Genomic DNA, 26,098 nt, shown 5'->3' with positions numbered 1-26,098 from the left:
CGTCTCGGTTCGACGCCGTCTCTGACCAGCAGCGTCCTGATAATTATCGAAGGATCTTTAAGCAGTCTGCACGCGACTGTTAGCTGGCATCTTGGTCAATACAAAGTCTTTCTGTAACCATAGAACATACGCATCTGGAGGATTTCTCGCGGACACAGCCAGCGAGAAATCCTCCAAAACCCAGAAAATTTATCGCAGGTGCATAAGTCCTGAAATAATAGCTTGAAGAAAAAATTATGGGAATGCCCTGTGAAGTCAATAGCATCCTAAAGTTAAAGCCTTCTCAAGGCTATCCTTCTCAACTTGAGAAGGGAAAGAGATATTCTGCCCAAAAAGAGGGATATAGAATTGTTCCAGTAGATGTTCCCATTCCTTTGGTGGATGAGGATTGGTTTGCTCATGCAGACATTAAAGTTCACAAGCTTGTTTGGGAAAACGGAGCTACCAGTATAGATTTCGAGATTGATAGCATATACGAGTCTCCCTTTTTGACCAAAGTTTAGAAGGATGATCAGGGCACGATGTGCAACTGAAGTTGGGGTCAGAAAAGTCCAACTGAATGATTCTAGAAATGCGACCTATCTAGATTGAGTGGGGCTAATACAGCATTTTCTTGCGGGGTGAGGCACACACAGTCCTGACGAGGCAAACGCTTCTTAACTATCCACGTACCTCACTAGCTTCAAAAACGCTGTATTTGGGACTAGTATTTGTGGCTAATATTGGGACTAATATTGGGGACTAGTATTTTATCGAAATTAGTAAAAGTGGCGATCGCGCTTTGAACCCTTGCTGGCGATCGCTTTAAGTTTCGTTTCAAATCTGAGCCTTTGGCGGGCGATCGCCGCAATCCTGTGGTTTCTTGAAAGGGAATGAATGCGGCCTGGAGTTTTCTCTTCACCGGGCGGCGCTGTTGTGATTGGGGATTTTGAGCGGTGCGCGATGGAATGAATGGGTTTTGGCGATCGCCCCTGGGGTCTGGCAGAAGACGGCTAAACTGGCGCTGGGTCGGGCTGGCGATCGCGCTCTGTATCAGCCTTCTGGCAGTTGGACGAATGGGGCTGACGCAGCAGCCGACCCATGTTTCGGTGCTGATTCAGGCGCTAGAGGGCACGCAGTGGGCCTCGCTTATTCAAGAATTCGAGGCGCAAAATCCCGACATCAAGCTGGATGTGATCGAAGGCCCCAACGCCACTAATCTGGTCGAAGACCTCTACACTTCGTCGTTTTTGCTGGGCGACTCGCCCTACGACCTGGTGTACATGGATATCGTCTGGGTGCCGAAGTTTGCAGCGGCGGGCTGGCTAATGGACTTGAGCGATCGCGCTGCCCAAAGCGACCTGAGTGATTTTCTGACCACCGACATAGACGGCGGCCGCTATCGCGACGGGCTATACCGCATTCCCCTGCGCTCCGACGCTGGAATGCTCTACTATCGCACGGACATTCTGGAGCAGCTTGGCGCACAGCCACCAGACACATTCGATGAGCTACTGGAGATTTCCCGCGCCGCCAAGCAGTCCGGATTGGCGGACTGGGGCTACGTCTGGCAGGGGCGGCAGTATGAAGGGCTGGCTGCGATGTTTGTGGAAATTCTGGAAGGCTTCGGCGCGTTTTGGGTGAATCCGGAGACGCGAGAAGTGGGGCTGGATTCCCCAGGGGCGATCGCCGCTGCGGAATTCCTCAAGCGCACCATCGATGAGGGCATTTCGCCCCCCGGCGTGACAACTTACCAAGAAAACGAAGCCCTGCGCCTGTTCCAGAGCGGCAACACGGTCTTCATGCGAAGCTGGCCCTACGCCTGGGCCCTCAGCAATACCGAAGATTCCGTCATTCGCGGCAAGTTTGGCATCAAGCCGATGGTTCACGCCCCCGGCTACAACAGCGGCGCGTGCCAGGGCGGCTGGGGCTTTGGCATTTCCCAGACCAGCCGCCACCCCGACGAAGCGTGGCGCGTCATCGAGTTTTTCACCAGCATCGACGCCCAGCGCCAGTTCATCCTCGAAAGCAGCTACGTCCCCACAAGGCGATCGCTCTTCACCGACCCCGCCATCGTCGAAAAATTCAGCCATTATCCCGCCCTACTGCCTGTCCTCGATGCCACCGTGCTGCGTCCCCCTATCGGCCAATATGCCCAAGCCTCCGACATCCTCCAGCGCTACCTCAGCGCCGCCATCACCGGCCGCAGCTCGCCCGAAGCGGCAATGCAGGCGGCGGCGGTGGAGACGCGGCGGTTGTTAGGGAGGTGACGGAGAGATGAGGGGATAATGAGATGAGGGGATGATGAGACCCGCTCTCCCCACTCCTCATCACCCCCACTCCTCATCACCCCCACTCCTCATCCCACCATCTCCCTATGTCTCCCCAAACTCTCCAACAACGCGATCGCTGCACGGGCTGGCTGCTAGTCGCTCCGGCGCTGCTGCTGCTGGCGGTGGTGTATGCCTATCCGATTCTGCGGGCGTTTTGGCTGGGGCTGTTTACCCAGAATTTGGGGACGGAGCTTCAGCCCGTGTTTTCGGGCTTCGAGAACCTGGGGCGGATGACAACCGACGGGCGCTTCTGGCAAAGCCTGGGCAATACGACGGTGTTCACGCTGTCTTCGCTGGCGCTGGAGCTAATTTTGGGCATGGGCATGGCGCTGGTACTCAATCAGGCGTTTCGCGGGCGGGGCTGGGTGCGGACGATCGCCGTTTTGCCCTGGGCCTTGCCAACGGCGCTGATTGCGCTGGGCTGGGTGTGGATTTTCAACGACCAATACGGCGTGTGGAATGACATCCTGATGCGGCTGGGCATTTTGCAATCGGGCGTGAACTGGCTAGGCGACCCGACGCTGGCCATGCTGGCGCTGATCGCGGCGGACGTGTGGAAGACGACTTCCTTTGTGGCGATTTTGCTGCTGGCGGGGTTGCAATCCATCCCGCAAGACCTATATGAAGCGCACGCCATGGACGGAGCCACCCGCTGGCAAAGCTTCCGCCAGATTACGCTGCCGCTGCTGATGCCGCAGATTGTGATTGCGTCGCTGTTTCGGTTTGCTCAGGCGTTTGGCATTTTTGACCTGGTGCAGGTGATGACGGGCGGCGGCCCGGCGGGCGCAACGGAAACCGTGTCCGTCTATATCTACGCCACGGTGATGCGCTATTTGGACTTTGGCTATGGCGCGGCGCTGGTGGTGGTGACGTTTTTGCTGCTGGTGGCGGTGGTGGCGATCGCCACTATCCTTCTGTCCAAAGCCCGCAGTGCCTCTGGAGAAACGCGATGACGACTCAGCCGATTTCGACTAACCCTCAGCGCGATCGCATTTCGTGGCGACAGGTGGGAACGGTGGGGACGATCGCCCTCGTCGTCGTCCTCAGCCTCGCGCCGATTTTGTGGCAGGTGCTGACTTCGATCAAGACCAACGCCGACATCTCTGCCGTCCCAAATGTCTACTTTCCCACCCGTTTCACGCTCCAGCATTACGCGGAACTGTTCAGCCGCCGCCCCTTCCTCACCTACATGCTGAATAGCCTTTTCATCGCGGTGATTTCCACGGTGCTGTGTTTGGCGATCGGCACACCCGCCGCCTACGCCCTGGCCCGGCTGAAGCTCCCTGGCGAAAATGTGCTGCTGTCGCTAATCCTGATCGTCACGCTGTTTCCCTACATCCTGCTGTTTTTGGGGCTGCTGGAGCTAGTGCGGGCCGCCGGACTGGGCAACAACTACCTGGCGCTGATCATTCCCTACACTGCGATCAACCTGCCCCTGACGATTTTGGTGATGCGGAGCTTCTTTCAGCAGCTTCCCCGCGACCTAGAAGACTCCGCCAAGGTCGATGGCTACAATACAGGGCAAATGCTCACCCAAATTCTCGTGCCGCTCACCGCTCCCGCCCTCTTCACCACGGGCATTCTGGCATTCATCTTCGCCTGGAACGAGTTCATCTTTGCCCTCACCTTCATCACCCGCGAGTCGATGAAAACCGTCCCCGTCGCCGCCGCCCAAATCGGCGGCACCAGCATCTTTGAAGTGCCCTACGGCCCCCTCGCCGCCGCTACCGTCGTCGGCACCCTGCCGCTGGTCGTGCTAGTCCTCCTGTTCCAGCGCCGCATCGTCCAGGGCCTCACCTCCGGCGCAGTCAAAGGCTAGTCAAGACAATTGTTTTAGAGACAAGAACAAGACAACGAATTCCCAGCAATTAAAATGTAAAATATGTCGCCATTAGACTCATGACGTTAACTCTTAATCTATCACCAGAATTAGAGCAATACCTTTTACAAGAAGCCAGTCAAAAAGGGCTTTCAATTGAGGCATTGGTATTACAGCTTTTAACGAAATCCATTTTGTTGAAGCAGCGGCAAGCCGAGGCCGTTCAATTGCTCCAGTCTTGGATCGATGACGAGGATTCGGAAGAGCAGCAGGAAACAGGGCAATATTTGGTTGAAATGTTGGACAATGATCGATTATCCGATCGCAGACTGTTTCCACCTGAATTGAAGGGAATTACCTGGTGAGCCGAGTCATTGTGTTAGACACCGGGCCATTGGGTTTAGTGACCAAGCCGAAGCTTTCCGCGGAAAGCACGGCTTGTACTCAATGGCTTCAGTTGCACATCACATCAGGCAGTCAGATTGTTATTCCGGAAATTGCAGATTATGAGGTTCGACGCGAACTATTGCGAGCCAATAAACACAAAGGAATCGCTCGTTTAGATGATTTAGCCAAGTTTCTTGAGTATTTGCCTATTACAACTATTACAATGCGCCAAGCAGCACAACTTTGGGCGCAAGCTCGCCAACAAGGACAACCAACCGCAGGCGACAAAACGATCGATGGCGACGTGATCTTAGTCGCTCAAGCAATGACTGTTGTTAGCTCAGAGGTGGTCATAGCAACAACAAATATTGGTCATCTATCGAGATTCATATCCGCTGAATTGTGGCAAAACATTGCCCCCAGCTAAACCTTCACTCAACCCTGAAAAAGGATTGACGCTATTCAGCAAAACGCAACCTTCAGCATTTAACCCCTAACCCCTGGCACCTGACACCTGACTCCTAACTCCCATGTCTAAACTCGAACTGCAACACCTCAACAAGACCTACAGCGCCAGCGTAGTGCCTGTGAAAGATTTGAGCCTAGCAGTGGGAGACGGCGAGTTTCTGACGCTGCTGGGGCCGTCGGGCTGCGGCAAGTCTACGATTTTGCGGATGATTGCGGGGCTGGAGCAGCCGACGCGGGGCGAGGTGGTGATTGGCGATCGCCCCGTTACCAACATCCCACCGGGCGATCGCAACATCGCGATGGTGTTCCAGAGCTACGCGCTCTATCCGCACCTGTCGGTGTTTGACAACATCGCGTCGGGGCTAAAGCTGCGACGAGTTCCACCGGAAGAAATTCGGCAGCGGGTCGCGTCTGCGTCCGAGGTGCTGGGGCTGGGCAACTTGCTAGACCGCAAGCCAGGACAGCTTTCGGGCGGGCAGCGGCAGCGGGTTGCCCTGGGTCGGGCGCTGGTGCGGCAGCCGGAGGTGTTTTTGCTGGATGAGCCGCTCAGCAACCTGGATGCGCTGCTGCGAGAGCAGGTGCGGGCAGACTTGAAGCAGCTTTTTGCGGCGCAGCAGGCTCCGGTCGTCTACGTCACCCACGACCAGACCGAAGCCATGACCCTTTCAACGAAAGTGGCGGTTTTGAATAATGGCGAACTTCAGCAGCTTGCGCCGCCTGCGGAAATCTACAGCCATCCTGCCAATCGCTTTGTGGCAGGCTTCGTCGGCAGTCCCCAAATGAACCTGTTTGACCTGACCTGCGAAAACGGGTTTGCCCTGCTCAACGATGCCAAAATTCCCTTGCCCGATCGCCTTAAGTCTCTTTCTGCCGTCACCCTCGGCATTCGTCCAGAACAGGTTCGCCTCGCTCGAACGGGCGATCGCATTCTAATCAACGGCAGCGTGTTCCTCACCGAACACCTGGGCATGAACAATCTCGTCAGCGTCCGCATTCCCGGCGCAAACGATCGCACGCTACGCGCCCTGCTGCCAATCGATGCGGCGTGGAGTTCAGAAGAAATTGCGTTGTCCTTACCGCCGGAGCATTTGCACTGGTTTGATGCGGAGAGGGGCGATCGCCTCTAAATCTCGCCTATCTAACACCCGGCATCGCCCACGACCGGAACCTCGACCGTCGCCCCATCCCGCTCAACCCGAATTGTGCCGTTGGCGATCGCCACGCTTTCGATTTCGCCCTTTTCGCCCAGCGTCACCGTCACGGATGCCGTGATCATTCCGTCGGCGCTGCGAAAGGTTTGCGTCGTTTGTTGTCCGTAGAAATCTTGTCCGCTGCCGTCTACCCGGCTAAATTCCACCAGTTCGTCGTCAATCAGCATTCGCATCGAGCCGTCCTCAATGCCGTTGAAAAACACGTACTGCCCCTGTGCAGTGCGGTCTGGCTTCCACAGCACCATGCCGCAGCCGTAGAGGTTGTTCTCTTCTAGGGAAAACTCGCCTACGGTCGGTGCGACTTCGGGAACCACCTCACCTGCAAAACCGCATCCCGTCAGCACGAAAGACAGGAGCACCGCCAACGGTCTTTGTTGCTTCATCGTTTTTTCAGGCAATATTTTAAACGACGATCATACGAAAAATCCGGTTCCTCAACGTCAGAGAAACCGGAAAATTTTCGTTATCTAAAAATAGGGTTATTCGGCTGAAACTGCGCCCGCTTCTGCACTCTCTGGGGCGATCGCCGTCCCTTCAGAAGGCGAGTCTGGCTCCTTAAAGACAATCCGCAGCAGAGCGGGCGCAATAAAGGTTGTGCCGATCACCATTACGATAATGGCGGCTTCCAGCGACTTCGACAGCACGCCCGTTGCGGAACCCACGCCCACAAACACCAGACCCACCTCGCCGCGAGGCACCATGCCCACGCCGATCGCCAGTCGGTTAATCCCCGGCTTGCCAAACACGCCCAACCCCGTCACCAGCTTGCCCAAAAACGCCACCACCAGCAAGAAAATCGCGATAATCAGCCCTTCACGGTTTTCAGGGTTAAACGGGTTCAGCACGCTGACATCGGTTCGCGCACCGACTACCACAAAGAAAATGGGCACCAGCATATCGGCGATCGGAATAATCTGCTCTTCCAATTCCTCTCGCTTTTCGGTTTCCGCCAGAATCAGCCCCGCCGCAAACGCGCCCAAAATGCCCTCAAGCTGGATTGCCGCGCCGATGTAGGCCAGTCCAAAGGCAAAAATCAGCGAGGCAATCAGCAACTGCCCCCGCGTTTTCAGCCGATCGACCAGCGCTACAAAGAAGGGGCTGAGCAACCGCCCCAAAAAGATAGAGCCGACCAGAAATACGGCTGCGCTGACCACCAAATAGATGACATTGCCAATCTGCACTTCGCCCGTTTTGGCCAGGCTGGCCACCACCGCCAGCACAATAATGCCCAGCACGTCGTCTAGCACGGCTGCGCCGATGATGATTTGCCCTTCGGGCGAACTGAGCTTTTGGATTTCTGCCAGCACTTTAGCAGTGATGCCAATGCTGGTTGCGGTTAGCGCGGCTCCGGCAAAAATGGCGGGCACCGTCGGCACCCCAAACAGCAGCATGAGTCCGGCGGTGCCTGCTGCAAAGGGAACCACGACCCCAATCACAGCGACAACTGCTGCCTGGGGACCGACGCGGATGAGTTCCTTCAAATCGGACTCTAGCCCAATTTCAAACAGCAGGATAATGACTCCTACCTCTGCCAGCACGGAGATGACCTCACTCTCTGCCTGGAAAATGCCGCCAGCGGATTCTGGGCTGACACCGCTCGTCGCTTCCATCAGGCGCATAACCAGTGAGCCAGACTCCTGGAAGCCGCTTTCGGGAAACACCAGCAGGTGGAGGGCAGACACCCCCACAACCACGCCGCCAATCAGTTCGCCCAGCACAGGGGGCAACCCCACGCGGACGCAGAGTTCGCCGCCTGCTTTGGCCGCCAGGTAGACCACAATCAGGCTGAGCAAAACACCGCCTAGAACGAACGTCGCTTCTTCTGCGGAACCAGACTCAGCAAGCAGCGAAAAAGCATTAGGGGCGATGGAATTCAGCCACAGGTCGGAAATGTCTAAATCGAACGAATGGAATAAACTAGCCGGACTCAGCATTCATTTGACACGACTCGTCCTGTTTACTTTACCGTGAGTGTTCCTGCGTAAAACAGCGATCGCCCGCCGACTTTCTTCAAGATCTCCAGACAATTACGAATCCTAGAGCCTCACAAGCTTCGATAAAACTTACCAAAGTGGGCAATTAGCAGAACTAAACCCTGGATTTTTTCACCAACAAACATAAAGAAGTTCTATAGAAGTTCTATAGCAGTAGCGCTAGCAGCGGCCTGGCACGTTAGCCGCAAATGTTCATCCTAGATAAACACCCGGTGCTGCAAGGATGGCATCTGCCGCCGCACTTGCTCCAGGCGAGAGGGTTCAATGGAGGCGATCGCCACGCCGGGTTTTTCTTCTACTTCTGCCAAAATCAGCCCCCACGGGTCGATAATCGCCGCGTGTCCGTGAGACTGTCGCCGCGCATTGTGCTTGCCCGTTTGGGCGGGCGCAATCACGTAGCAGGTGTTTTCGATCGCCCGCGCCTGGAGCAAAACCTGCCAGTGGTCTTTGCCCGTGTAGGCGGTGAAGGCAGCAGGCACAAACAGCACCTCGGCCCCCATCTGCGCTAGGTGGCGATAGAGTTCGGGAAAGCGCACGTCGTAGCAGACCGACAGCCCCAGGTTGCCAAACTCTTTGGAGGGGTAGACTGGCGGCAACTGCGTCCCCGCCAGCACAATGCTCGACTCTTGATAAGTGTTGCCGTCGGGCAGGTTCACATCAAACAGATGCACTTTTTCATAGCGGGCCAGTTCGCTGCCGCTGGGGTCTACGAGCAGAGCCGTGTTGTAGACCTTGCCTGTGCCTGTGGGAACCGGGAAGCCGCCACCCAAGAGCGTCACCTGATAGCGCTGGGCCATGGTTTTCAGAAATTTTTCGCTGCGTTGGGCGATCGCCTCTGCCTGGGCCAGCTTCGCGTCTTCATCGCCCAAAAACGAAAAATTCTCCGGCAGCCCAATCAGTTCTGCCCCCTGGCGCACCGCCAGGTCGATTAGATCCTCTGCCTGAGCCAGATTTTTCTCCAGGTCTGGCACGCTGTTCATTTGCACTGCTGCCGCTAGATAAGATCTCATGATTCCTTGCAATTGAAAGCCATATTCCCATTCAGCCCAAAATATTCTCCCTTCTCATCAGGATTGCCGATGGCATCTTGAGAGAACTTTGTGACGTGCCCATGCCCAGGTCTGCTTAGTAGATAGGCGATCGCCCAGATTGACGTTGCATGGATAGCGATCGTCTCTCCCTACAGCGTTTTGGGGTCTGTCTACTCTACTCACTCCTGCGATCGCTCAAGGGAATAATCTGGAAGCGACGCACCTCACCAATGCCGTTGTCTGAGTGGGCCCATCTCTGGGAAACACTATGCAACCCAGCCAAGCCTTGATCAAAGCTTTGACCGAAGTGTATACAGACAACTGTATTCAGTGTCGTGCCTAATTTTAGCCCTATTCTTTCCCCATTCTTTTAGGACTTCCGCAGTTGTCGGATTTCTCGAAACCGCAGCCCTAAAAAACTTGTTGCGATCGCACCCACCTGCCCGTGGATTAATTGCGGATTCATCTGAAGAAACCAATCTTGCAAATCGCCATCAGCACTTCACATAAAAGTGGTGGCTTGTACGGATATGGCGTGTTAGTTTATACCGCTTCTGGCGGTGAATCTTTAACGAACTTTCAAAGAAATGTTCTTGCAACATAGCTATATGAATCTTCTATGAACTTCATTCATCTGCCTGTTGTCGAATGCTCTCTCAGCACCATTTAATGTCTAAGCAATAGAGCCTACTCACTCTGTTTGATTGCTTCACTGGTCTTCTCGACATCGACACATTTTGCTGCCTTTCAGAGCCAACTCTGGTTTTGTTCAGGGCGGCCGCGCTTGGAGTCGAGGTTATTAGCCGGGGTGCTAGTTTTAGGCGTGCAGTTTTTCACCAGCCTTTGACTATACTTTTGACAAGCACTTGATGAACTTTGCGTTTAGGAGAGTTTATGAAAACTCTCGTAAGAGATTTGTTGATATCTGCCAAGTTGCCACTTGCGTATGAGTTCTGAGTTCTCACCTGAGTTCACAGCTTCCCCCCATCAGCGGTAAATCGCCAGATTCAATCCTGTTTGTCAACCTTGATCAGACCCCTCCCCAATTTGTTCCCTCAATGCAGTATCTTAGTTTGCAGCGCTCGATTGCCTGTCTTTTGAGCGGGGCGATCGCAGGTTTAGCAACCTGGCTACAGTATTGGCTGCGGCTTCATACTAAGTTCACACTAGGCTCACAGCTTGGAGTCGGTTGAGGAGTGAAAGGGTTGGCCGGAGCGTTAAGCTCAACAACGGATTCCACGAGTCCGAATTGCTTCTAGTCAAGGTATTCAGTCAAGGTATTTGGGAGTTGACCCGGTAGGATTTCGCAGCCCAGCATCAATCTTCCAGCCAGCGTTTATTTTGTCCGTATCTAAATTTGTCTGTATCGAGTTTGAGAGTTGTGGTGAGAAGTATTCGCTACAGCTTGGCTCAAGCAGTTTAGCCCAGCCTCTTCGGCATATTGACATATCACACTCTTTTGACGCTTGCATTCGCTCAGTTGCCCACCCGACACAAACCTGGAAGTCATGCTAGATCTAAAATTTCACGACACCACAGCAGCCCCCCTGCCGCCTGTCGGAGAATCTAGTCCCCATCTCAAAGATTCGCTGTTGGCAGACTATGGAACTAGTTTTGACGACACCTGTTCTGTTGAAGCGATGCTGGCATCCACCCAATCGAGGTGCCAGGTTAGCCAATTTTTCATACAGGCGCTTCAAAATGGACGCAAGACGATTTTGATGACAAACCTGCTGCACAACCCGTCGAAGTCCACCGAGCCAGGTACGGTCTGGTCGCTGGGTCGCAGTTCCACCTGTGCGATCACCCTCGATAACCCGTCCGTCTCGCGCTGCCATGCGGTGATTGGCTATCACCCCGAAGAAGGGCTTTACATTTCCGACCTCAACAGCAGCAACGGCACTTGGGTTAACCGTCGTCGCGTCCTCCCCATGCAGCGCATCCCGCTGCAAGATGGCGACATTGTGCGGCTGGGCACCTTAGATATTGAGTTCTTCGTCTCTAGCACAGCCACAGCCCCATCCGCCTTTCAGGACATCACCCGCTTCTAGTTCCACTTCTAACGTTCTGGCTGCAAATGTTCGCTTCTAGCTTTCTCAAGGCACAGGGGCGAATCCTTGCTACAGTTGGGCGTGAGCGCTGAAAAGAGCGCCTGCGCCTTTTTTGTTTGTCTTATCCTGCTATGCTGCTCCTTCTCCAGGTCATTCTCTGCGTCAGCTTGGTGGTGTGGGTGGGGGCGCGGCTGTCGCAAAGTGCCGATGTGCTGGCAGAAAAGACCGGGCTAGGGCGAAGTTGGGTCGGCGCGATCTTGTTGGCAGGGGCGACCTCGCTGCCAGAACTGGCCAGTGGCATCAGCGCAGTGGTGCTGTTTCGAGTCCCCGATCTGGCGGTGGGCGGCGTGCTGGGAAGCTGCCTGTTTAACCTACTGATTTTAGTGATTGTGGACATTTTTACAGGGCCAGAACCGCTGCTGCGACAGGTGCAGGTGAGTCATGGGCTGTCGGCGGGTCTGGGCTGCGTCATGCTGGGCACAGCAGCAGCGGGTATTTTGCTGGCGGAGCGGGGCGTGGATCTGACGCTGGGGTGGGTAGCGCTGCCAAGTGTGCTGCTGCTGCTGTTATATGCCGTAAGTGCCCAGTTGATTGCTCAGTTTGAACTGCGCCGCCGCACCCAACTGCTGGAGGAGGAAGCCGAAACCTTGCAGTATGGTCATATCTCGCAGCGGCAGGCCTATGGCACCTTTGGGCTGCTGGCGATCGCCATTGTAGTGCTGGGCATTTGGCTGGCTGCCCTGGGCGATCGCGTGGCTGTGGTTACGGGGACTGGGGGGAGAGCTTTGTCGGGGCGCTGCTGCTGGCGGCGGCCACCTCCTTACCCGAAGTCGTGTCGTCGCTGACGGCGATTCGCCTGAATGCCGCTGACCTGGCGGTGTCCAATATTTTTGGCTCTAACCTGTTCAATTTGGCGATTCTGGGCATTTACGACCTGGCCTATCTGCGAGGCAGTTTGTTTGGCGAAATCAACCACCCCATTCATGCCTTCACCACCGTCATTGCCATTATGATGACGGCGATCGCCCTGGTGGGGCTGATCTATCGAGCCAGTAAGCGATCGCGCCTACACCTGACCTGGGACGGCGTGGCGATTTTGCTGCTCTATGTTGGCGGGATGTATGCGATCTATCGAGGGTAAGGCAGCAGAAGCATGGGGGAGCCTGAAAGCAAGCACCCCGCTCACCCTTGAATCTCATCCTTCAAACTCGGCCCTTCTGTCAAAAACGGCCCGCTTAGCATCAGCGCCGTTTTGGCATCCAGGGTTCCAGTGACGCTGAGGCCAACGGACTGCTGAAATCGGCGAAGCGCTGCGTTAATGGTGGCATGGTTGGTGGCATGGTTGGTGGCATGGTCGATGGTATCGTTGGCGATCGCGCTGCTAGGGTTCAGATAGCCCAGGCGCGTCAGGTAGTCCCGCACTTGCGCCGCAGACAGCACCACCTCCTCTGGGCGAAAGAACGGGACGTATTCTCGTCGCCAGATCCGCTGAAACTGCTGGCGATTGAGGCGATAGATCCGCCCCCAGGCAGGGTCAGCAATGGTGGCCGTGTCATCGCTAAGGGACAGCAGCGCAATCGCGTGGGGCGATCGCCGTCCGCTGGGGTTGAATAGCCAGCTTGCCAGCACACCTGGCCGATTAATTCGCTGCATCTGCTCCCAGGTTGCGCCCGTGATCTCCAGCCCGTCCATCTGGAGCTGGTGGGCGGCGGTAATCAACTGCGGCATAGAGGTTCCCAGGCGGCTGGTGCCTGCCAGCTTTGCCACGCTCGATTCGGTTTCGTCTAGCCCCCAGCGGCGCAGCACCGTGGCCATCGCAGCCGGCGCGCAACTGCTGGTGGCGGTTTGCTGAAACACCCCGTTGGGGCGCAAGTTATCATCCAGCGTGGAATAAATCGGAGCCAGCAGATAGGCCTCGGCCGCTGTAAAGCTGCCCAGCCCAATCAGCCCAATCAGCACGACCGCAATCACCTGCAAACGGCGCGTGTGCCAGCTCACCACAAACGCCACACCGCAGATGCCCAGCAGGATAATCCGCATTGCCGCCCAGGACACCTGCATTCCCGATACGCGCCACGCCAGCGGTAGCCATTGCCATTGGGGAACATACAGCGCCAGCAGCAGTAGAGCGATGTAAATTCCTAAAAAAGCCAGCGATACGGAGGTTTTTCCCTTAAACAGGTCGTTTGCGGTTGCTCCCTTTCGCAACAGTAGCCGCCCAAACCGAATGCCCCACCAAAAGGCAAGTCCGCCGAGCAGAATGGTGCTAGCAATTCCCAAAGACATAAGCGACAGCGCAGGTAGAGGTTGACCGGAGGTTCACAGCGAGACTCAGCGGAAAATCGGCAGCGAGCTTCGGGGGCGAAATCGGGGGCAAGCTTGGGGGCGGGATCGGGGGCGAGATCGGGACAAGATCGGGGGGCGAGATCGACTCATTGAGCGTTTACAGTCAGTTTGCCGCATTAGCTTCAGAATGCCCAGTTTGCCGGGCGATCGCCATTTCGGAAAACTTTTCCATCCATTTTCCGGCGCTCGTCTCCATCCATTTCTGAAACGCCAGAGGGGCGATCGCCCCTCCGGTCAGCGTGACTAGATGCGATAGATCCTGATGATTTCCCTACAGTTTCTCAAGGATACCGAGGGCGATCGCCTATGAGTCTGGGGTGCGGCTAACGGTAAGATCGCGTTAAGGATTCCTAAACTGTATCTCGAATGCTAAATACCCTTGATGCCAATGCCGTTCTGGAGGTATTGCGCCCCGTCCAAGACCCAGAGCTACGCAAAAGCCTGGTGGAGCTAAACATGATCCGCAACGTCACCGTGGCAGAGGGTGAGGTGCGGTTTACGCTGGTGCTAACAACGCCCGCCTGCCCGTTGCGCCAGTTCATCGTAGAAGACTGTGAGCGAGCGGTGAAAACACTGCCCGGTGTTCAGGCGGTGGTGGTGGACGTGACAGCCGAAACGCCTCAGCAAAAAGCGCTGCCTGATCGCACAGGCATCGACGGTGTGAAGAATATCATCGCCATTTCTAGCGGCAAGGGCGGCGTGGGCAAAAGCACCGTCACGGTTAATGTGGCCGTAGCGCTGGCTCAGGCGGGCGCAAAGGTGGGGTTGCTGGATGCCGACATCTATGGGCCCAACACGCCGACGATGCTGGGACTGACGGAGGCAGCGGTGAAGGTGCAGCCGGGGCCCCAGGGCGAAATCCTGGAACCCGTGTTTAACTACGGCGTAAAGCTGGTGTCGATGGGCTTTTTGATCGACCCGGATCAGCCCGTGATCTGGCGTGGGCCAATGCTAAACGGCATTATCCGCCAGTTCCTCTATCAGGTGCAGTGGGGCGAGTTGGACTATCTGCTGGTAGACATGCCCCCCGGCACGGGCGACGCACAACTGACGCTGGCCCAAGCCGTGCCGATGGCGGGCGCAGTGATCGTGTCCACGCCGCAAACGGTGGCCCTGCAAGATGCGCGGCGTGGCCTACGGATGTTTCAGCAGCTTCAAGTTCCCGTGCTGGGCATTGTGGAAAACATGAGCTACTTCATCCCACCCGACCTGCCCGATCGCCAATACGATATTTTTGGTTCGGGCGGTGGCGAAAAAACGGCAAAGGAACTGGATCTGCCGCTGTTGGGCTGTGTGCCGCTGGAGATTCCGCTGCGGCAGGGGGGCGATCGCGGCATTCCAATTGTGGTGGAATACCCCGACTCGGCTTCGGCCGGGGCCCTGAGGGCGATCGCCCAGCAGATTGCAGCCCGCGTGTCTGTTGCAGCGCTGAGCTAGAGTTCAGGGGTCTGAAGGAGCGCTTCTAGGGCTTGCTCTGCTCGATTGCCCGCTGCATAAAGATCTCCTGGGAACTCAGCACGGGTTCACCTTCCTTAGGGCGGCGCTGCGTATAGTTGCCGTCTGGCTGAAGCTCCCATGCCTGACGGTTATCACTCAGCGTCGTATCGAGAATCTCCCGCAGCAGTTTTTTCAGCGCAGGGTCTTCAATGGGAGTCACGGCTTCCACGCGGCGATCGAGGTTACGCGGCATCCAGTCCGCACTGCCAATGTAGTATTCTGCGTTGCCGTCGTTGTGGAAGTTGAAGATGCGCGAGTGTTCTAGATAGCGCCCGATGACGCTAATTACCCGAATGTTCTCGCTGACATTGGGAATTCCCGGCTTCAGGCAGCAAATTCCTCGCACAATCAGATCGATCTCGACCCCTGCTTGAGAGGCTTCATACAGCTTGGCAATCATGCCCGGATCGACCAAAGAGTTCATCTTAGCGATGATCTTGGCAGGCTTGCCTGCTTTAGCATGTTCAATTTCGCGATGGATCAGCGCCGTCATGCGATCGCGCATATTCACAGGCGACACCAAAATCTTGCGATAGGAGTGCTGCCGTGAATAGCCCGTCAGGTAATTAAACAAATCGCTCAAATCTGCGCCCAGTTCCTCGCGGCAGCTCAGCAGGCCCAGGTCGGTGTAGAGCTTGGCCGTCTTGGAATTGTAGTTGCCTGTACCAATGTGGACATAGCGGCGAATCTCGTCGCCTTCCTGACGCACCACCAGCACCACCTTGGTATGAGTCTTTAGCCCCACCAGACCATAGACCACATGGATGCCCGACTGCTCAAGCTGCATCGCCCAGTTAATATTATTCTCTTCGTCAAACCGCGCCTTTAGCTCTACCAGCGCTGCGACCTGCTTGCCGTTTTCCGCCGCCTCGATCAGCGACTTCACAATCGGCGAATCGCCGGATGTGCGATACAGCGTCATCTTGATTGCCTGAACCTGGGGGTCGCGGGCCGCCTGGGCAATAAATTGTTCCACCGAACCGCTGAAGGATTCGTAGGGATGATGCACCAGCACATCATGGCGGCGAATGATGGAGAAAATATCTTCCCGTTCGGCATTGGCGGGCAGCAACTCCCCCGTAAACCGCAACTGGCGCGGTGGCATGGGCGAAAACGGCGCATCCTTGAGCGCAGGCAGCGGCAACCCCGTTAGTGCAAACAAATCCTTCAGGTTGAGCAGCCCGTCGATTTCATAAACCTCGTGGAGTTTTAGCTCCAGCTCATCCATCAAGGTGTCTTTGATCAACTGCGACGCATTGGACTGAATCTCTAGGCGTACAGGCGCTTCTGCCATCCGCCGCTTTTTCACCATGTCTTGGATCGCTTGCAGCAGGTCCTCCGCCACTTCTTCGCGCAACTCGACCTCTGTATCGCGGGTCAGCCGGAAGAGGGAATATTCCTGAATCGCCATGCCGGGAAACAGCATTTCCAGGTTGTGCGCGATGACCTGCTCTACTGGAATACCAACCCAAACCGCCTTTTTGCCGCCCTCTTGGCTAGGCTCTGAGGGCAGCTTTAGAAACCGGGGCAGGCTGCTGGGCACCTTGACTCGCGCAAAATGCTCTTCGCCCGTCTGCTGATCTTTGACCTGCACCGCCAGACTGAGGCTGAGGTTTGACACGCGCGGGAACGGATGCCCCGGATCGACCGCCAGCGGGGTCAGCACCGGAAAAATCCGCTTCTCAAAATGATCTCGCACGTAGTTCCGCTGCTCCTGGCTGAGGTCGATGTAGTCCAGGAGGAACACGCCATGCTCTTTCAGCGCTGGGCGCAAAACGGTTTCAAAGTATCGGTGCTGTTCTTCCACCATAGGCCGCAGGGTTTGACTAATTTCCTCAAGCTGCTGTTGGGGGGTGCGCCCGTCTGGTGTTAACGTAGTGACTCCTGCCTCAAGCTGGTCTTTCACAATCGCCACCCGCACCATAAAAAACTCGTCCAGGTTAGAGCTAAAAATCGCCAGAAACTTTAGACGTTCCAGCAGCGGCGTGCGCTCGTCTAGCGCTTCGTGCAACACCCGCCGATTAAACTCCAGCCAGCTTAGCTCACGATTAGCGTAGTATTGTGGGTCGCTCAGGTTAACGGCAGACTTCGCAGCAGGGGCAGATTCTTTAACATTTGTCATAAGGTTTACCAGCCAGTTCTAGCAGCTTGAGTAGACAAAATCTGTATCAAACTGTATCGAGTTTTTGTGTCAAGAAGAGTATACAAATAGGGCTTAGTATTGCAGGCCACATCGTTCCTGCTCCGAATCTTGGACTGCGTTTTGTCCGGTTTTGCAGCCAGCAAATTTCTCTAATGGGCTATGCTTCAAATGCCTTGTGAGCCAGGGATTTAGCCCATTGTCAACATGATTAACAACGTGATTAACAATTGGCAGCCGTTTAGTCGTGTCCTGCGTTTTGGTCGCGCTTCGGCCATTTGGAAGATTTCCTTAACTTTTTAGACGCGGGTGGGCTAAACTCCTGAACTTTTCTGTAACGACAGCCCTTGGGCGATCGCCTATTCTAGCTTTCATACAGCAACCAGCAATGCAGAACAACGAGATAGAGCAACGAGACGGAGCAATCAGCTAGGTATTTGTAAGCTTCTGCCACACTCAGCGCTCAACATCTGTACTTAGATTACGCATAGTGATTCACATAGTATTTGGAGCAAGCCAATGAACGCTAAAACGCTCTCTTCAGAATCCCTCCAAGCCACCCTCTCGTCCCACAGAAATTACGGCTTTGCCGCATTATTTAGTAACGCATTTTGGGCGATCGCCCGCACCCTAATGGCACGAGACGAAATCAAGGTTTCTATTCAGCAGCTACGCAATGGCGAACAGGTCTGGCACGTCTACGATCCAATGATTGGACGCGCAGAAAGTTTTCTCTCGGAAATAGAAGCGCTGCGCTGGATTGAGGGAAAGACCCGACGCTACTCAGCGATTGAGAACTAAAACCGAGAACGAAAACGACCGTAATCTGTTCATTGACAAATCACGGCGAATGGATTTCTGGCGATCGCGCATTTGCATTCAATTTGTCCAGAATCTGTCTAAGGTTAGATTTAAGTGAGATCGTGTCTGACGAATTAGGTCAGGCACGATTTTTGTGTTATGTTATGCACGCCAACGGATGCACTTTTGGGTTGAACTTTGACTGTTGAACTTTGACTAAAGATTGTTCAGACCTGTTTGACAGATTGACAGATCTGACTGAACCTAACTGAAACCTTTTCTGACTGAATCCGTCAGATTCCCTTGTTCAAGGACTTTGGCTAGAGCATCGGGCGGCGCTGAATGCATTGCGATTCATGCAATCCACGATTCATGCAATCCACGCAATTCGCTCCGGCTTGAAATACTGAGATCTGAAATCCAAAGCTACTTTTTCCCCTTAGACAGGCTATGGCTATTCGACTAAACCGCGTTGCCAATCAACTGGCCAACCGATTGCTGGAAAGTGACCTGGCAAAAAGTGTTGCTGATTTTCTTCAGGATCTGGACTTGTCTGATATTAATCTGGGCGATGTGTTTGGCAATCTCTCGCTCGAAGATTGGACGGACGATCTGCGGAGTGGCCTAGAAAGCGCGATCGACACCTTTTCCAAAGATTTCAACTTTACCAAACTGGTTGAGAACATCGACGATTTGTTTGGCGGCGTGGACTTGTCCGACGTTAACTTTGATGCGCTGCTGAAGGACGTGCTAGGAGGCCTCAGCCTGAATCGGCTGGTCAAAGATTTGGATCAACTCCTCGGCTCAGTGGACATAGAAGATTTGTTTAACGACTCTATTGACACGAGTGACTGGGGCGAACTAGCAAAGCGCGTGCGGGCGATCGCCAGCGATGTGTTCGACGACTTTTCGACTGGGCTTGCTCAGCTAGACTTGGGCGATCGCGCAGCGGATCTGCTCCGGGGCAGCAGCGCCAGCAATATTCTGAGCAGCCTCGGCGGGAGTGATCGCCTGCTGGGGCTGGGCGGCGCAGACATCTTGCTGGGCGGCAATGGCAACGATGAACTGCTGGGCGGCGCAGGGGCAGACGTGCTGTTTGGCGGGCTGGGCAGGTCACTGCTGACGGGCGGCAGAGGCTCAGACTTGTTTGCGCTCGCAGTGGGCAGAGGGTTTGCGACCATTACCGACTATCGCAGCGGCAGCGACGCGCTAACCGTGCTGGGCGATGTAGCAATAGAAAGCCTGAGGCTGCGTCAGCGGGGGGCAGATGCGGTGATTCGCTATGGCCCCGACGTGCTGGCAGTGCTGACGGGCGTAGACGTGCGAAACCTCAGCCTGAGCGATTTTGTCTAGCGGTCAACCTGCTTGGGACATAGCGCACACACCAAGCGCCACAGCCTCGCAAAGCGCTGAACTGAGCAATCCAAAATCCAAAATCGCTAATCCAAAATCCCCTAAATCGCTGCAAGCTGCTGGGCGATCGCCCCCGCATCCACCGCCCGCCCGATAAACACCAGCCGCGTTTGCCGCGCCTCGTCTGGCCGCCAAGGGCGATCGTAGAACTGCTCAAAGCGGCTACCCACGCCCTGCACCACCATCCGCATCGGCTTTTGGGGCACGGCCACAAAGCCCTTGATGCGGTAGATTTCTTGGGACTGTACCAGCGTTTCAAGCGATCGCCGCAACGCGTCTGGATCAAACTCGCGGTTCAAAATGACGTGGGTGGAGTCGATTTCGTCGTCGTGGTCGTGGTCTTCTTCGTGGTCGTGGTGGCTGGGACGAGCTTCCAGGTTGTCTTCCACCGCTGCGTTGAAGCCCAGCAGCAGGTCAGCGGGCAACTGACCGCGATCGCTCTGCACCAGCTTCACGGCGCGGGGTAGCTCTGCCTGCACCCGGTCAACCACCTGGTTCACTGCGTCCGCCGTTACCAGGTCGGTCTTATTCAGCACCACCAGATCGGCACAGGCAAGCTGGTCTTCAAACAGTTCCTCCAGCGGCGTTTCATGATCCAGGCTGGGGTCTGCCTGCCGCTGGGCAGTGACAGCATCCGGGTCATGGGCCAGCGCCCCGGTCAAAACGGCTTCGCAGTCTACCACCGTCACCACGCCGTCCACCGTCGCCGCATTGCGAATTTCGGGCCAGCGAAACGCCTGCACCAGCGGCTTGGGCAGCGCCAGTCCGGAGGTTTCAATCAAAATGTGGTCAAGGCGATCGCGCCGCTTTAGCAACTCCTGCATCGTCGGCAAAAACTCTTCCTGCACCGTGCAGCAGAGACAACCGTTGGTTAGCTCGACGATATTTGCGCTGGACTCGTCTGCCGCTTGCCCTGGCTCCTCATCGCACACCTGGCAGTCGCGCAGCAGGTCGCCGTCGATGCCCAATTCGCCAAACTCGTTGACTAGCACGGCAATGCGCCGCCCCTGATGATTTTGCAGCAGGTGGCGAATCAGCGTGGTCTTGCCGCTGCCGAGAAATCCGGTGATGATCGTGACGGGAATTTTGGCTGCCATAGTGAAAATTTGGATTGTAGAGCCAGCCCCAGACGGGCCATGCTTAGTGATTTTGGATTTCGGATTGGGGATTTTGGCTTGGGAATTTTGGATTGCCAGTCTGGTGTCTACGGGGCGTGCGGACATTCCACGCATAGCGCCCCGCATGAGAATTGTATAGAAGCTCGAATATTTTACCCGCTTGCGATACGATTCCGCAGCAAAGGCAGATTTGCTTGAGAAATGAGATTTGAGATTTGAGAAATGGGGCCGGCTGTGAATAAAGTAGGGAGTATCGCGCTGTGAAGGAGAGTTTTGGGATGGCTGGCAAACCGTTTGGAGAACAACACTGGGGCAAAAGGTCGGTCTGGCAGGGGGTGGGGGCAATTCCCGCAGAGAGCGCTTTGCGAATCGCACTGAGTGGGTTGCTGAGCGGGCTGCTGAGTGTGCTGTTGGGCGGGGTGCTGTGGCTGGGGGTGCTAACGCCGCAAGCGAGGGCGATCGCCAGTCCCGCCAACGTCGGCCTGGTAACGGAGATTCCTGTCCATTTGGGCGATGCATCAGAGGCGCTAAAGTTTGTGCCCGATCATCTGGAATTTACCGCCGGACGAAAATACAAGCTCGTTCTCGATAATCCCAGCTCTCAGAAGCACTATTTCACCGCCAAAGACTTTGCCGACAGCGTGTGGACGCAGAAGGTAGAGGCCGGGAATGTAGAAATCAAAGGCGCAATTCACGAGCTAGAGCTAAAGCCCGGAGCCGTGGCGGAGTGGGTGTTTGTGCCACAGCGTCCGGGGACGTATGACCTGCGCTGCGTAATTGCGGGGCACGCCGAAGCGGGCATGGTCGGCGAGATCGTGATTACGCCCTGATCCACATAAAATCGCTTGATTAGCCGCATAAACCGCTTGATTAGCCGCGCAGCGCCAGCAGCACGCTGATCAGCAAAATCGCCCCCAAAATGACCCACGCCAAATTTTGCTGAAGCCAGCGTTTTACCAAACTGCTGGCGCTGGGACGATAGATGGCGTTGTCCAGCGGTCGCAGTTGGTTTGTATAGAGCGTACACTCCCGCGCATGGGGCCGCTGGGGATAGTTGCAGGAATCGTCGTGGTGATACACACAGGTGTCGCACAGCGCCGCCTCGCCCTCCGCCCGATAGAGCGGCACGCCTGGATGCCCAAACGCCTTCAGCGTCGTGCGGCAATGGGGACAGGCGATCGCCGTCGTCTCGACAGGCTGGCGGCATTTGGGACACTCTGGCATAGCAGCTTAGCAAGCAGGCATTAGGGTCGGCAGGCGCTTCAACACGCGGGTACGCGAGCAAACTTTCGCACCTGGTATGCCTTTGACTCTAGCAATTGATAGGTGTTCTGGCCCATCGCTTCGCTAAAACGAGCCTCTACCGCTGCCAGCCGAGCTTCGGGAATGGAATACCACTGATCAAAGCTTTCCCAGTGAACCACCGTAATCACTTCCCGCGGATTCTCAGGGCTGATCCAGACCTCCTTTCCCAAAAAGCCGCCATATTCCGATAATGCCGTTGTCCAAATTTCGGCATCCTGCTGCACAAACCGCTCCCGCGCTTCAGGCGACACGTCAAACCGCAACCATTCAATAACCACGCTGTCACCTTCAAATTTCATCATTTTTGATTGACCGGGGATATTGTCTGGATGGCCTATTTCCAGACAGACCCAGTTAAGCTGTTTTTGCCTGCAACTAACCTAGCGAAATTACGGGTCTAGAGACTCTTCTGAATGGATGAATTGTGAAGGGATGCGTCTGATGTGAATCGTTCCTTTGAGCCACTTCTGAACCAATTTAGGGTAATGGCGTGCCAGGATGAACATTAGGGTGTCTACTGCGAAGTCTGTTATGAAGTCTGCACCACGGACGGTATTCCTGCAAAATTGGGGAGGCTAACCTCACCCGAACGCCACAGCAAGTTTGACAGAATGGAGCAGGATGATCAACCAGCTTTTTTTGCCGTCGCCAGCTTTCTGCCGTTGCATAGAGTTCTGTTGCGCTGCTGGGTTTGCTGCTGGTCTTAAAATCCCTGCGAAATCTTTGCGTTATAACCCTTAAAAACTATGGACAATAACAACCTGATCCAACAACTGCTGATGCTTGGTATTGGCACTACCTCTCTGGTTGCCGAGAAGCTGAAGGAAGTCGGCGATGAGTGGGTGCGCGAAGGTCGGCTTAACCCTGATCAGGTCAACGGGCTGATGAACGACCTGATGCAGCAGATCAAGTCGGAGCAGGGAAACTTTGAAGCACAGATGCAGCGGCAGATGCGGCAGGTTTTGCAGGATCTCGGTGTGCCCCGGCAAAACGAAATGGACGAGCTGCGCGGACGGCTCGATCGGCTAGAGCGGCAGGTGCGCGACCTGGAAAACAAGCTCTGGCGATAGTGAAGTTTTGGCAATATCGGCGTTCTGACCTCGCTCTGTATCTTGGAAGCCCGATTCCCGTCTCCTAGCGCGATCGCCCCTCCGCAGTCGCTATATCCGCGATCGCCCCTCCGCAATCGCCCCCTCCGCGATCGCCCCCTCCGCGATCGGTATACACTGGGGAGTGGCTGACTTGGTAATCCTGCTGCGGGAGGGTTCTATGCGAGAGATTTTGATTAGCTTTGGGGTGATGGTGCTGTGCTGTGTGGTGCTGCTGGTGGCGCAGTTCACTGGGTCGCGGCAAGCGGCGATCGCCGACTCTGCCCAGCCGTCTGCCCCTGCCGCAGCAAAGTCTGGCATTGTAGAGTCAGACACTGTGCTGCTGGCTCAAGCGGGCGCGGCTGATCTTATCAACCCAGGAGAAGATTCTGTGAGCGCACCTTTGGGAGACGATGCGGCGGTAGTGACGACCGAATCGGGCTTGAAGTATGTGGATCTGGTCGAAGGGACAGGCGCACAGCCTCAGGCTGGGCAAACCGTCATCGTCCACTACACGGGCACGCTGGAAGACGGCACCAAGTTCGACAGTTCGCGCGATCGCAACCAGCCTTTTTCGTTCCGGCTGGGCGTAGGTCAGGTGATTCGCGGTTGGGACGAAGGGCTAAGCACAATGCGCGTCGGCAGCCGTCGCCAACTGATTATTCCGCCCGAACTGGGCTATGGCGCACGGGGCGCGGGCGGCGTGATTCCCCCCAATGCCACGCTGGTCTTTGATGTAGAACTGCTGCGAATCGGCGGCTAAGGTCGCGCTGATTTGTCGGCAACTCTGGCCCATGCAGCAATTCATGTGGCAATCTAGATGGCAATCTGTGCGGCGATATCTGACCCAGCGCGATCGCCCGTTTCAGTTCTCTCGGCGCAGCTTGCGGCGGGCAGTCTTGCTGTGTCTGGCGAGTTTGCTTGGCTTGGCGCTGGCGATCGCCCCTAGCGTGTTTGCGCCCGCCGCGGCCCAGGTTCCCCTGTCCACTACCTCTACGGCTGCTGACCCCACTCGCCCGCCGGATTCGGTAGAGCGCGTGGGAAATCTGGAATGGGGCATGGTGCGGTTTGAAGGCAAACCCCTGTTTGCAGTCACGGGGCTGACGGTGCGCGATCGCCGCAATCCGGGCGACCGGGTGCCCGTCGAAGACCGCATTGCTACGATTCAGTCCAACCTGAGATGGGTGCTGGCCAGCAATCCGACCGAACGGGGCGGCGCAGGCATGGCATGGCTCTTTCAAACCCCAACCCTCGACCCCAATACGCTGCGAGTCGAGGCAGATTCCCTGCGCGACGGAACCGTGCTGACGGTGCGCGATGCCAACTCTCTGCCGCAGCCGCTGCTAACGGTCACCCCACTGGATGCCCAGTTTCACCGCCGCAGCGTACCACAACTGGTAGAGGAATGGCAGCAAATTTTGCAGCAGGAACTCACCCAGGCGCTTGAAATTCGGCAGCCAGCGGCAATTCAGCGACAAACCCTGATTGCCCAGGCGATCGCCCTGATGATGGTCGTTTCTAGCTTTTTGCTATGGCTGGTGCAGCGCTGGCTGAAACGCCGCCGCGATCGCCTGCAAGCCCGCCGCAAGGCCGCCAGAACCGCCATGCGGGCCGATGTCACCTATGCTGCCGCTGCCACGGTAAATCTGAAGGACGATTTGCCTGCGCCCGACCCCGCTGCGCCCACCGCTGACGCAGACCCCCTATCTACGCGCTACGCTCCTTTAGACCGCCAGGGAGACAGCAGACACTCAGACGATTCCGCCCATCCCCTGATTGACAACAACTCCTTAGAGCGATCGCCCCAACCCCTTTCCTCTTCTCTGCCAGCCTCCCCCCCGTATTCTCCCTCCTGGCTCGATGCCCTCCGCCGCCTCTTCACCCTCGACCGACGACTTAGCGCCGTCTCCTTTCTACAATGGCTCGCCTTTTGGGGACAAATCCTAATCTGGCTGGGTGGCATCGTGCTAATTGTGTCTCGCTTTCCGGGCACCTACACCCTGACAGAATCGATCTGGCTCAAGCCCCTCAGCCTGCTGCTGATTTGGTTTTTGGTGGGTCTGCTGAATCGGCTGGGCGACGCGCTGATCAACGGACTCTCTAACGCCTGGCAAGAAAATGACCTATTTACCCCGGAAGAAGCCCAGCGGCGATCGCTCCGTATTTCCACCATCGTCACCGCGATGAAAGGGCTGAAAACCTTCTTGGTCTACCTCATGGGGCTGGGCTGGGCCTTTAGCGTGCTGGGGCTGCCCGTGGGGTCTGTGTTGACCTTTGGTGCAGTGCTGGCTTTTGCCGCGTCGCTGGCCTCACAAAACCTGATTCGCGATTTGGTCAACGGATTTTTGATTATTTCCGAAGATCAATACGCCATTGGCGATGTCGTCACGATTGGCAACTCCACCGGACTGGTGGAAAACATGAATCTCCGCGTGACGCAGCTTCGCAATGGCGATGGGCGGCTGATCACCATTCCCAACAGCATGGTCGATCGGGTCGAAAACCAGACGCGCCTGTGGTCGCGGGTAGATTTAATCATCACGGTCGCCTACGACAGCAATATCGAGCATGTGCTGTCGGTCATCCACGATGTAGCGCAAGGCCTGTACGACGACCCGCAGTGGCGCGATAAGTTTTATAACCCGCCGCAGGTGTTGGGCGTAGAAACGCTGTCGCATGAAGGCATTTCTATTCGCGTGTGGCTAGACACGCAGCCCATGCAGCAGTTCGCGGTGGGGCGCGAATTTCGCCTGCGCGTGCGAATCGCCTTTGAAGAAAACGGCATTGACATCGGGATGCCGCAGCAGCTATTCCGCAGCCCCCACGCCCACGAAGAGTTGCCTAACCACCCGTTTGAAGACGGTGAAGCGCATCAGGACGGCACTCAAGGCAGCGCTGAGCCTTCTAGCTCGCCCGCTCCAAATGCGGCAGAGGGGCGATCGCCCAGCCCATCTGCCCAGCGTCACTCCTAACGAGGCTCTTCACAAATCTCTACACCCAGGGGGCGATCGCCCTCGTTAGTTCCAGCCCTTGGTGGGAACATTAAGCTCAAAGCAACTCAGCGCTGGAGTCAGTCGTGCTGCAACCCAGTCAGCAGCAAGTCAGTATGTCCTGATT

At 56.0% G+C, this 26,098-nt stretch carries 26 protein-coding genes; 18 read left to right on the top strand and 8 right to left on the bottom strand.

Annotated features, from left to right (window positions below; all coding sequences use genetic code 11):
- Nucleotides 1–236: 236 nt before the first annotated feature.
- The 7 genes from O77CONTIG1_RS08485 to O77CONTIG1_RS08455 all read left to right on the top strand — a co-directional run bounded on the left by O77CONTIG1_RS08485 (nt 237) and on the right by O77CONTIG1_RS08455 (nt 6,113).
- A complete protein-coding gene (locus O77CONTIG1_RS08485; RefSeq protein WP_068509749.1) occupies nt 237–503 on the top strand; it encodes a DUF2584 family protein in 267 nt (88 codons plus the stop codon).
- Nucleotides 504–935: 432 nt separating this feature from the next.
- On the top strand, nt 936–2,249 hold the full coding sequence (locus O77CONTIG1_RS08480; RefSeq protein WP_286132622.1) for an ABC transporter substrate-binding protein: 1,314 nt from the start codon (nt 936–938) through the stop codon (nt 2,247–2,249).
- 107 nt (nt 2,250–2,356) lie between these two features.
- Nucleotides 2,357–3,265, top strand: a complete 909-nt coding sequence (locus O77CONTIG1_RS08475) for a carbohydrate ABC transporter permease (RefSeq protein ID WP_068509746.1) — start codon at nt 2,357–2,359, stop codon at nt 3,263–3,265.
- A complete protein-coding gene (locus O77CONTIG1_RS08470) occupies nt 3,262–4,131 on the top strand; it encodes a carbohydrate ABC transporter permease (protein WP_068509745.1) in 870 nt (289 codons plus the stop codon). Before O77CONTIG1_RS08475 ends, O77CONTIG1_RS08470 begins: the two co-directional genes overlap by 4 nt.
- 80 nt (nt 4,132–4,211) lie before the next feature.
- Nucleotides 4,212–4,496, top strand: coding sequence for a hypothetical protein (locus O77CONTIG1_RS08465; RefSeq protein ID WP_068509744.1), 285 nt, complete (start codon nt 4,212–4,214; stop codon nt 4,494–4,496).
- Nucleotides 4,493–4,945, top strand: coding sequence for a nuclease (locus O77CONTIG1_RS08460; RefSeq protein ID WP_172799651.1), 453 nt, complete (start codon nt 4,493–4,495; stop codon nt 4,943–4,945). The genes O77CONTIG1_RS08465 and O77CONTIG1_RS08460 overlap by 4 nt, the downstream gene beginning before the upstream one ends.
- 103 nt (nt 4,946–5,048) lie before the next feature.
- Complete coding sequence (locus tag O77CONTIG1_RS08455; protein ID WP_068509742.1) at nt 5,049–6,113, top strand: ABC transporter ATP-binding protein; 1,065 nt, start codon at nt 5,049–5,051, stop codon at nt 6,111–6,113.
- Nucleotides 6,114–6,124: 11 nt separating this feature from the next.
- On the opposite strand, the gene O77CONTIG1_RS08450 is transcribed toward O77CONTIG1_RS08455, so the two are convergent.
- From O77CONTIG1_RS08450 to O77CONTIG1_RS08440, 3 genes are all read right to left on the bottom strand, one after another.
- Nucleotides 6,125–6,580: a hypothetical protein gene (locus O77CONTIG1_RS08450; protein WP_156435052.1), complete on the bottom strand. Its 456-nt coding sequence runs from the start codon at nt 6,578–6,580 to the stop codon at nt 6,125–6,127.
- Between the two features lie 96 nt (nt 6,581–6,676).
- Entirely contained in the window at nt 6,677–8,131 is a 1,455-nt protein-coding gene (locus O77CONTIG1_RS08445) for a cation:proton antiporter (protein WP_068509738.1), read from the bottom strand.
- Nucleotides 8,132–8,388: 257 nt separating this feature from the next.
- Nucleotides 8,389–9,201, bottom strand: a complete 813-nt coding sequence (locus O77CONTIG1_RS08440; protein WP_068509736.1) for a carbon-nitrogen hydrolase family protein — start codon at nt 9,199–9,201, stop codon at nt 8,389–8,391.
- A 1,529-nt stretch (nt 9,202–10,730) separates the two neighbouring features.
- Here O77CONTIG1_RS08440 and O77CONTIG1_RS25425 point away from each other — a divergent pair.
- The 3 genes from O77CONTIG1_RS25425 to O77CONTIG1_RS26745 all read left to right on the top strand — a co-directional run bounded on the left by O77CONTIG1_RS25425 (nt 10,731) and on the right by O77CONTIG1_RS26745 (nt 12,414).
- Entirely contained in the window at nt 10,731–11,273 is a 543-nt protein-coding gene (locus O77CONTIG1_RS25425; protein ID WP_068509735.1) for an FHA domain-containing protein, read from the top strand.
- A 131-nt stretch (nt 11,274–11,404) separates the two neighbouring features.
- Nucleotides 11,405–12,118, top strand: coding sequence for a sodium:calcium antiporter (locus O77CONTIG1_RS08430; protein WP_197673351.1), 714 nt, complete (start codon nt 11,405–11,407; stop codon nt 12,116–12,118).
- Nucleotides 12,106–12,414 carry a hypothetical protein gene (locus O77CONTIG1_RS26745; RefSeq protein WP_410503493.1) on the top strand — a complete coding sequence of 103 codons (309 nt, stop codon included), beginning with the start codon at nt 12,106–12,108 and terminating at the stop codon, nt 12,412–12,414. The genes O77CONTIG1_RS08430 and O77CONTIG1_RS26745 overlap by 13 nt, the downstream gene beginning before the upstream one ends.
- Before the next feature lie 41 nt (nt 12,415–12,455).
- On the opposite strand, the gene O77CONTIG1_RS08425 is transcribed toward O77CONTIG1_RS26745, so the two are convergent.
- Nucleotides 12,456–13,559 (bottom strand): cysteine peptidase family C39 domain-containing protein, encoded by a 1,104-nt coding sequence (locus O77CONTIG1_RS08425; RefSeq protein ID WP_197673349.1) that lies wholly within the window; start codon nt 13,557–13,559, stop codon nt 12,456–12,458.
- A 426-nt stretch (nt 13,560–13,985) separates the two neighbouring features.
- On the opposite strand from O77CONTIG1_RS08425, the gene O77CONTIG1_RS08420 reads away from it, so the two are divergent.
- A complete protein-coding gene (locus O77CONTIG1_RS08420) occupies nt 13,986–15,056 on the top strand; it encodes an Mrp/NBP35 family ATP-binding protein (protein ID WP_068509733.1) in 1,071 nt (356 codons plus the stop codon).
- A 25-nt stretch (nt 15,057–15,081) separates the two neighbouring features.
- On the opposite strand, the gene ppk1 is transcribed toward O77CONTIG1_RS08420, so the two are convergent.
- On the bottom strand, nt 15,082–17,238 hold the full coding sequence (gene ppk1 / locus O77CONTIG1_RS08415) for a polyphosphate kinase 1 (RefSeq protein ID WP_068509731.1): 2,157 nt from the start codon (nt 17,236–17,238) through the stop codon (nt 15,082–15,084).
- A 537-nt stretch (nt 17,239–17,775) separates the two neighbouring features.
- Here ppk1 and O77CONTIG1_RS08410 point away from each other — a divergent pair.
- Together O77CONTIG1_RS08410 and O77CONTIG1_RS08405 are read left to right on the top strand one after the other, a co-directional pair.
- Nucleotides 17,776–18,057 carry a hypothetical protein gene (locus O77CONTIG1_RS08410; protein WP_068509729.1) on the top strand — a complete coding sequence of 94 codons (282 nt, stop codon included), beginning with the start codon at nt 17,776–17,778 and terminating at the stop codon, nt 18,055–18,057.
- A gap of 450 nt (nt 18,058–18,507) precedes the next feature.
- A complete protein-coding gene (locus O77CONTIG1_RS08405; RefSeq protein WP_068509727.1) occupies nt 18,508–19,410 on the top strand; it encodes a calcium-binding protein in 903 nt (300 codons plus the stop codon).
- Nucleotides 19,411–19,511: 101 nt separating this feature from the next.
- Here the strand turns inward: O77CONTIG1_RS08405 and cobW are convergent, their stop codons facing one another.
- Nucleotides 19,512–20,567 carry a cobalamin biosynthesis protein CobW gene (gene cobW, locus O77CONTIG1_RS08400; protein WP_068509725.1) on the bottom strand — a complete coding sequence of 352 codons (1,056 nt, stop codon included), beginning with the start codon at nt 20,565–20,567 and terminating at the stop codon, nt 19,512–19,514.
- A gap of 299 nt (nt 20,568–20,866) precedes the next feature.
- On the opposite strand from cobW, the gene O77CONTIG1_RS08395 reads away from it, so the two are divergent.
- The gene (locus O77CONTIG1_RS08395) at nt 20,867–21,418 is read left to right on the top strand and encodes a hypothetical protein (RefSeq protein ID WP_225894721.1); all 552 of its coding nucleotides are present in this window, start codon (nt 20,867–20,869) and stop codon (nt 21,416–21,418) included.
- Between the two features lie 40 nt (nt 21,419–21,458).
- Here O77CONTIG1_RS08395 and O77CONTIG1_RS08390 read toward each other — a convergent pair whose 3' ends face one another.
- The gene (locus tag O77CONTIG1_RS08390; protein ID WP_068509723.1) at nt 21,459–21,812 is read right to left on the bottom strand and encodes a hypothetical protein; all 354 of its coding nucleotides are present in this window, start codon (nt 21,810–21,812) and stop codon (nt 21,459–21,461) included.
- 38 nt (nt 21,813–21,850) lie between these two features.
- A complete protein-coding gene (locus tag O77CONTIG1_RS08385) occupies nt 21,851–22,171 on the bottom strand; it encodes a TIGR03792 family protein (RefSeq protein WP_068516245.1) in 321 nt (106 codons plus the stop codon).
- Between the two features lie 468 nt (nt 22,172–22,639).
- Between O77CONTIG1_RS08385 and O77CONTIG1_RS08380 the strand changes: the two genes are divergently transcribed.
- From O77CONTIG1_RS08380 to O77CONTIG1_RS08370, 4 genes are read left to right on the top strand one after another with little or no spacing between them, the layout of a single operon-like run.
- A complete protein-coding gene (locus tag O77CONTIG1_RS08380; RefSeq protein WP_068509721.1) occupies nt 22,640–22,963 on the top strand; it encodes a phasin family protein in 324 nt (107 codons plus the stop codon).
- A 42-nt stretch (nt 22,964–23,005) separates the two neighbouring features.
- Nucleotides 23,006–23,134 (top strand): hypothetical protein, encoded by a 129-nt coding sequence (locus tag O77CONTIG1_RS26740; protein WP_286132618.1) that lies wholly within the window; start codon nt 23,006–23,008, stop codon nt 23,132–23,134.
- 28 nt (nt 23,135–23,162) lie between these two features.
- Nucleotides 23,163–23,744 (top strand): FKBP-type peptidyl-prolyl cis-trans isomerase, encoded by a 582-nt coding sequence (locus O77CONTIG1_RS08375; protein WP_068509719.1) that lies wholly within the window; start codon nt 23,163–23,165, stop codon nt 23,742–23,744.
- Between the two features lie 43 nt (nt 23,745–23,787).
- On the top strand, nt 23,788–25,953 hold the full coding sequence (locus O77CONTIG1_RS08370) for a mechanosensitive ion channel family protein (RefSeq protein WP_172799650.1): 2,166 nt from the start codon (nt 23,788–23,790) through the stop codon (nt 25,951–25,953).
- Nucleotides 25,954–26,098: the final 145 nt, after the last annotated feature.

The organism is Leptolyngbya sp. O-77 (assembly GCF_001548395.1).
Taxonomy (GTDB): Bacteria; Cyanobacteriota; Cyanobacteriia; order Elainellales; family Elainellaceae; genus Thermoleptolyngbya.
This window is presented reverse-complemented; position numbering and strand designations above follow the sequence as displayed.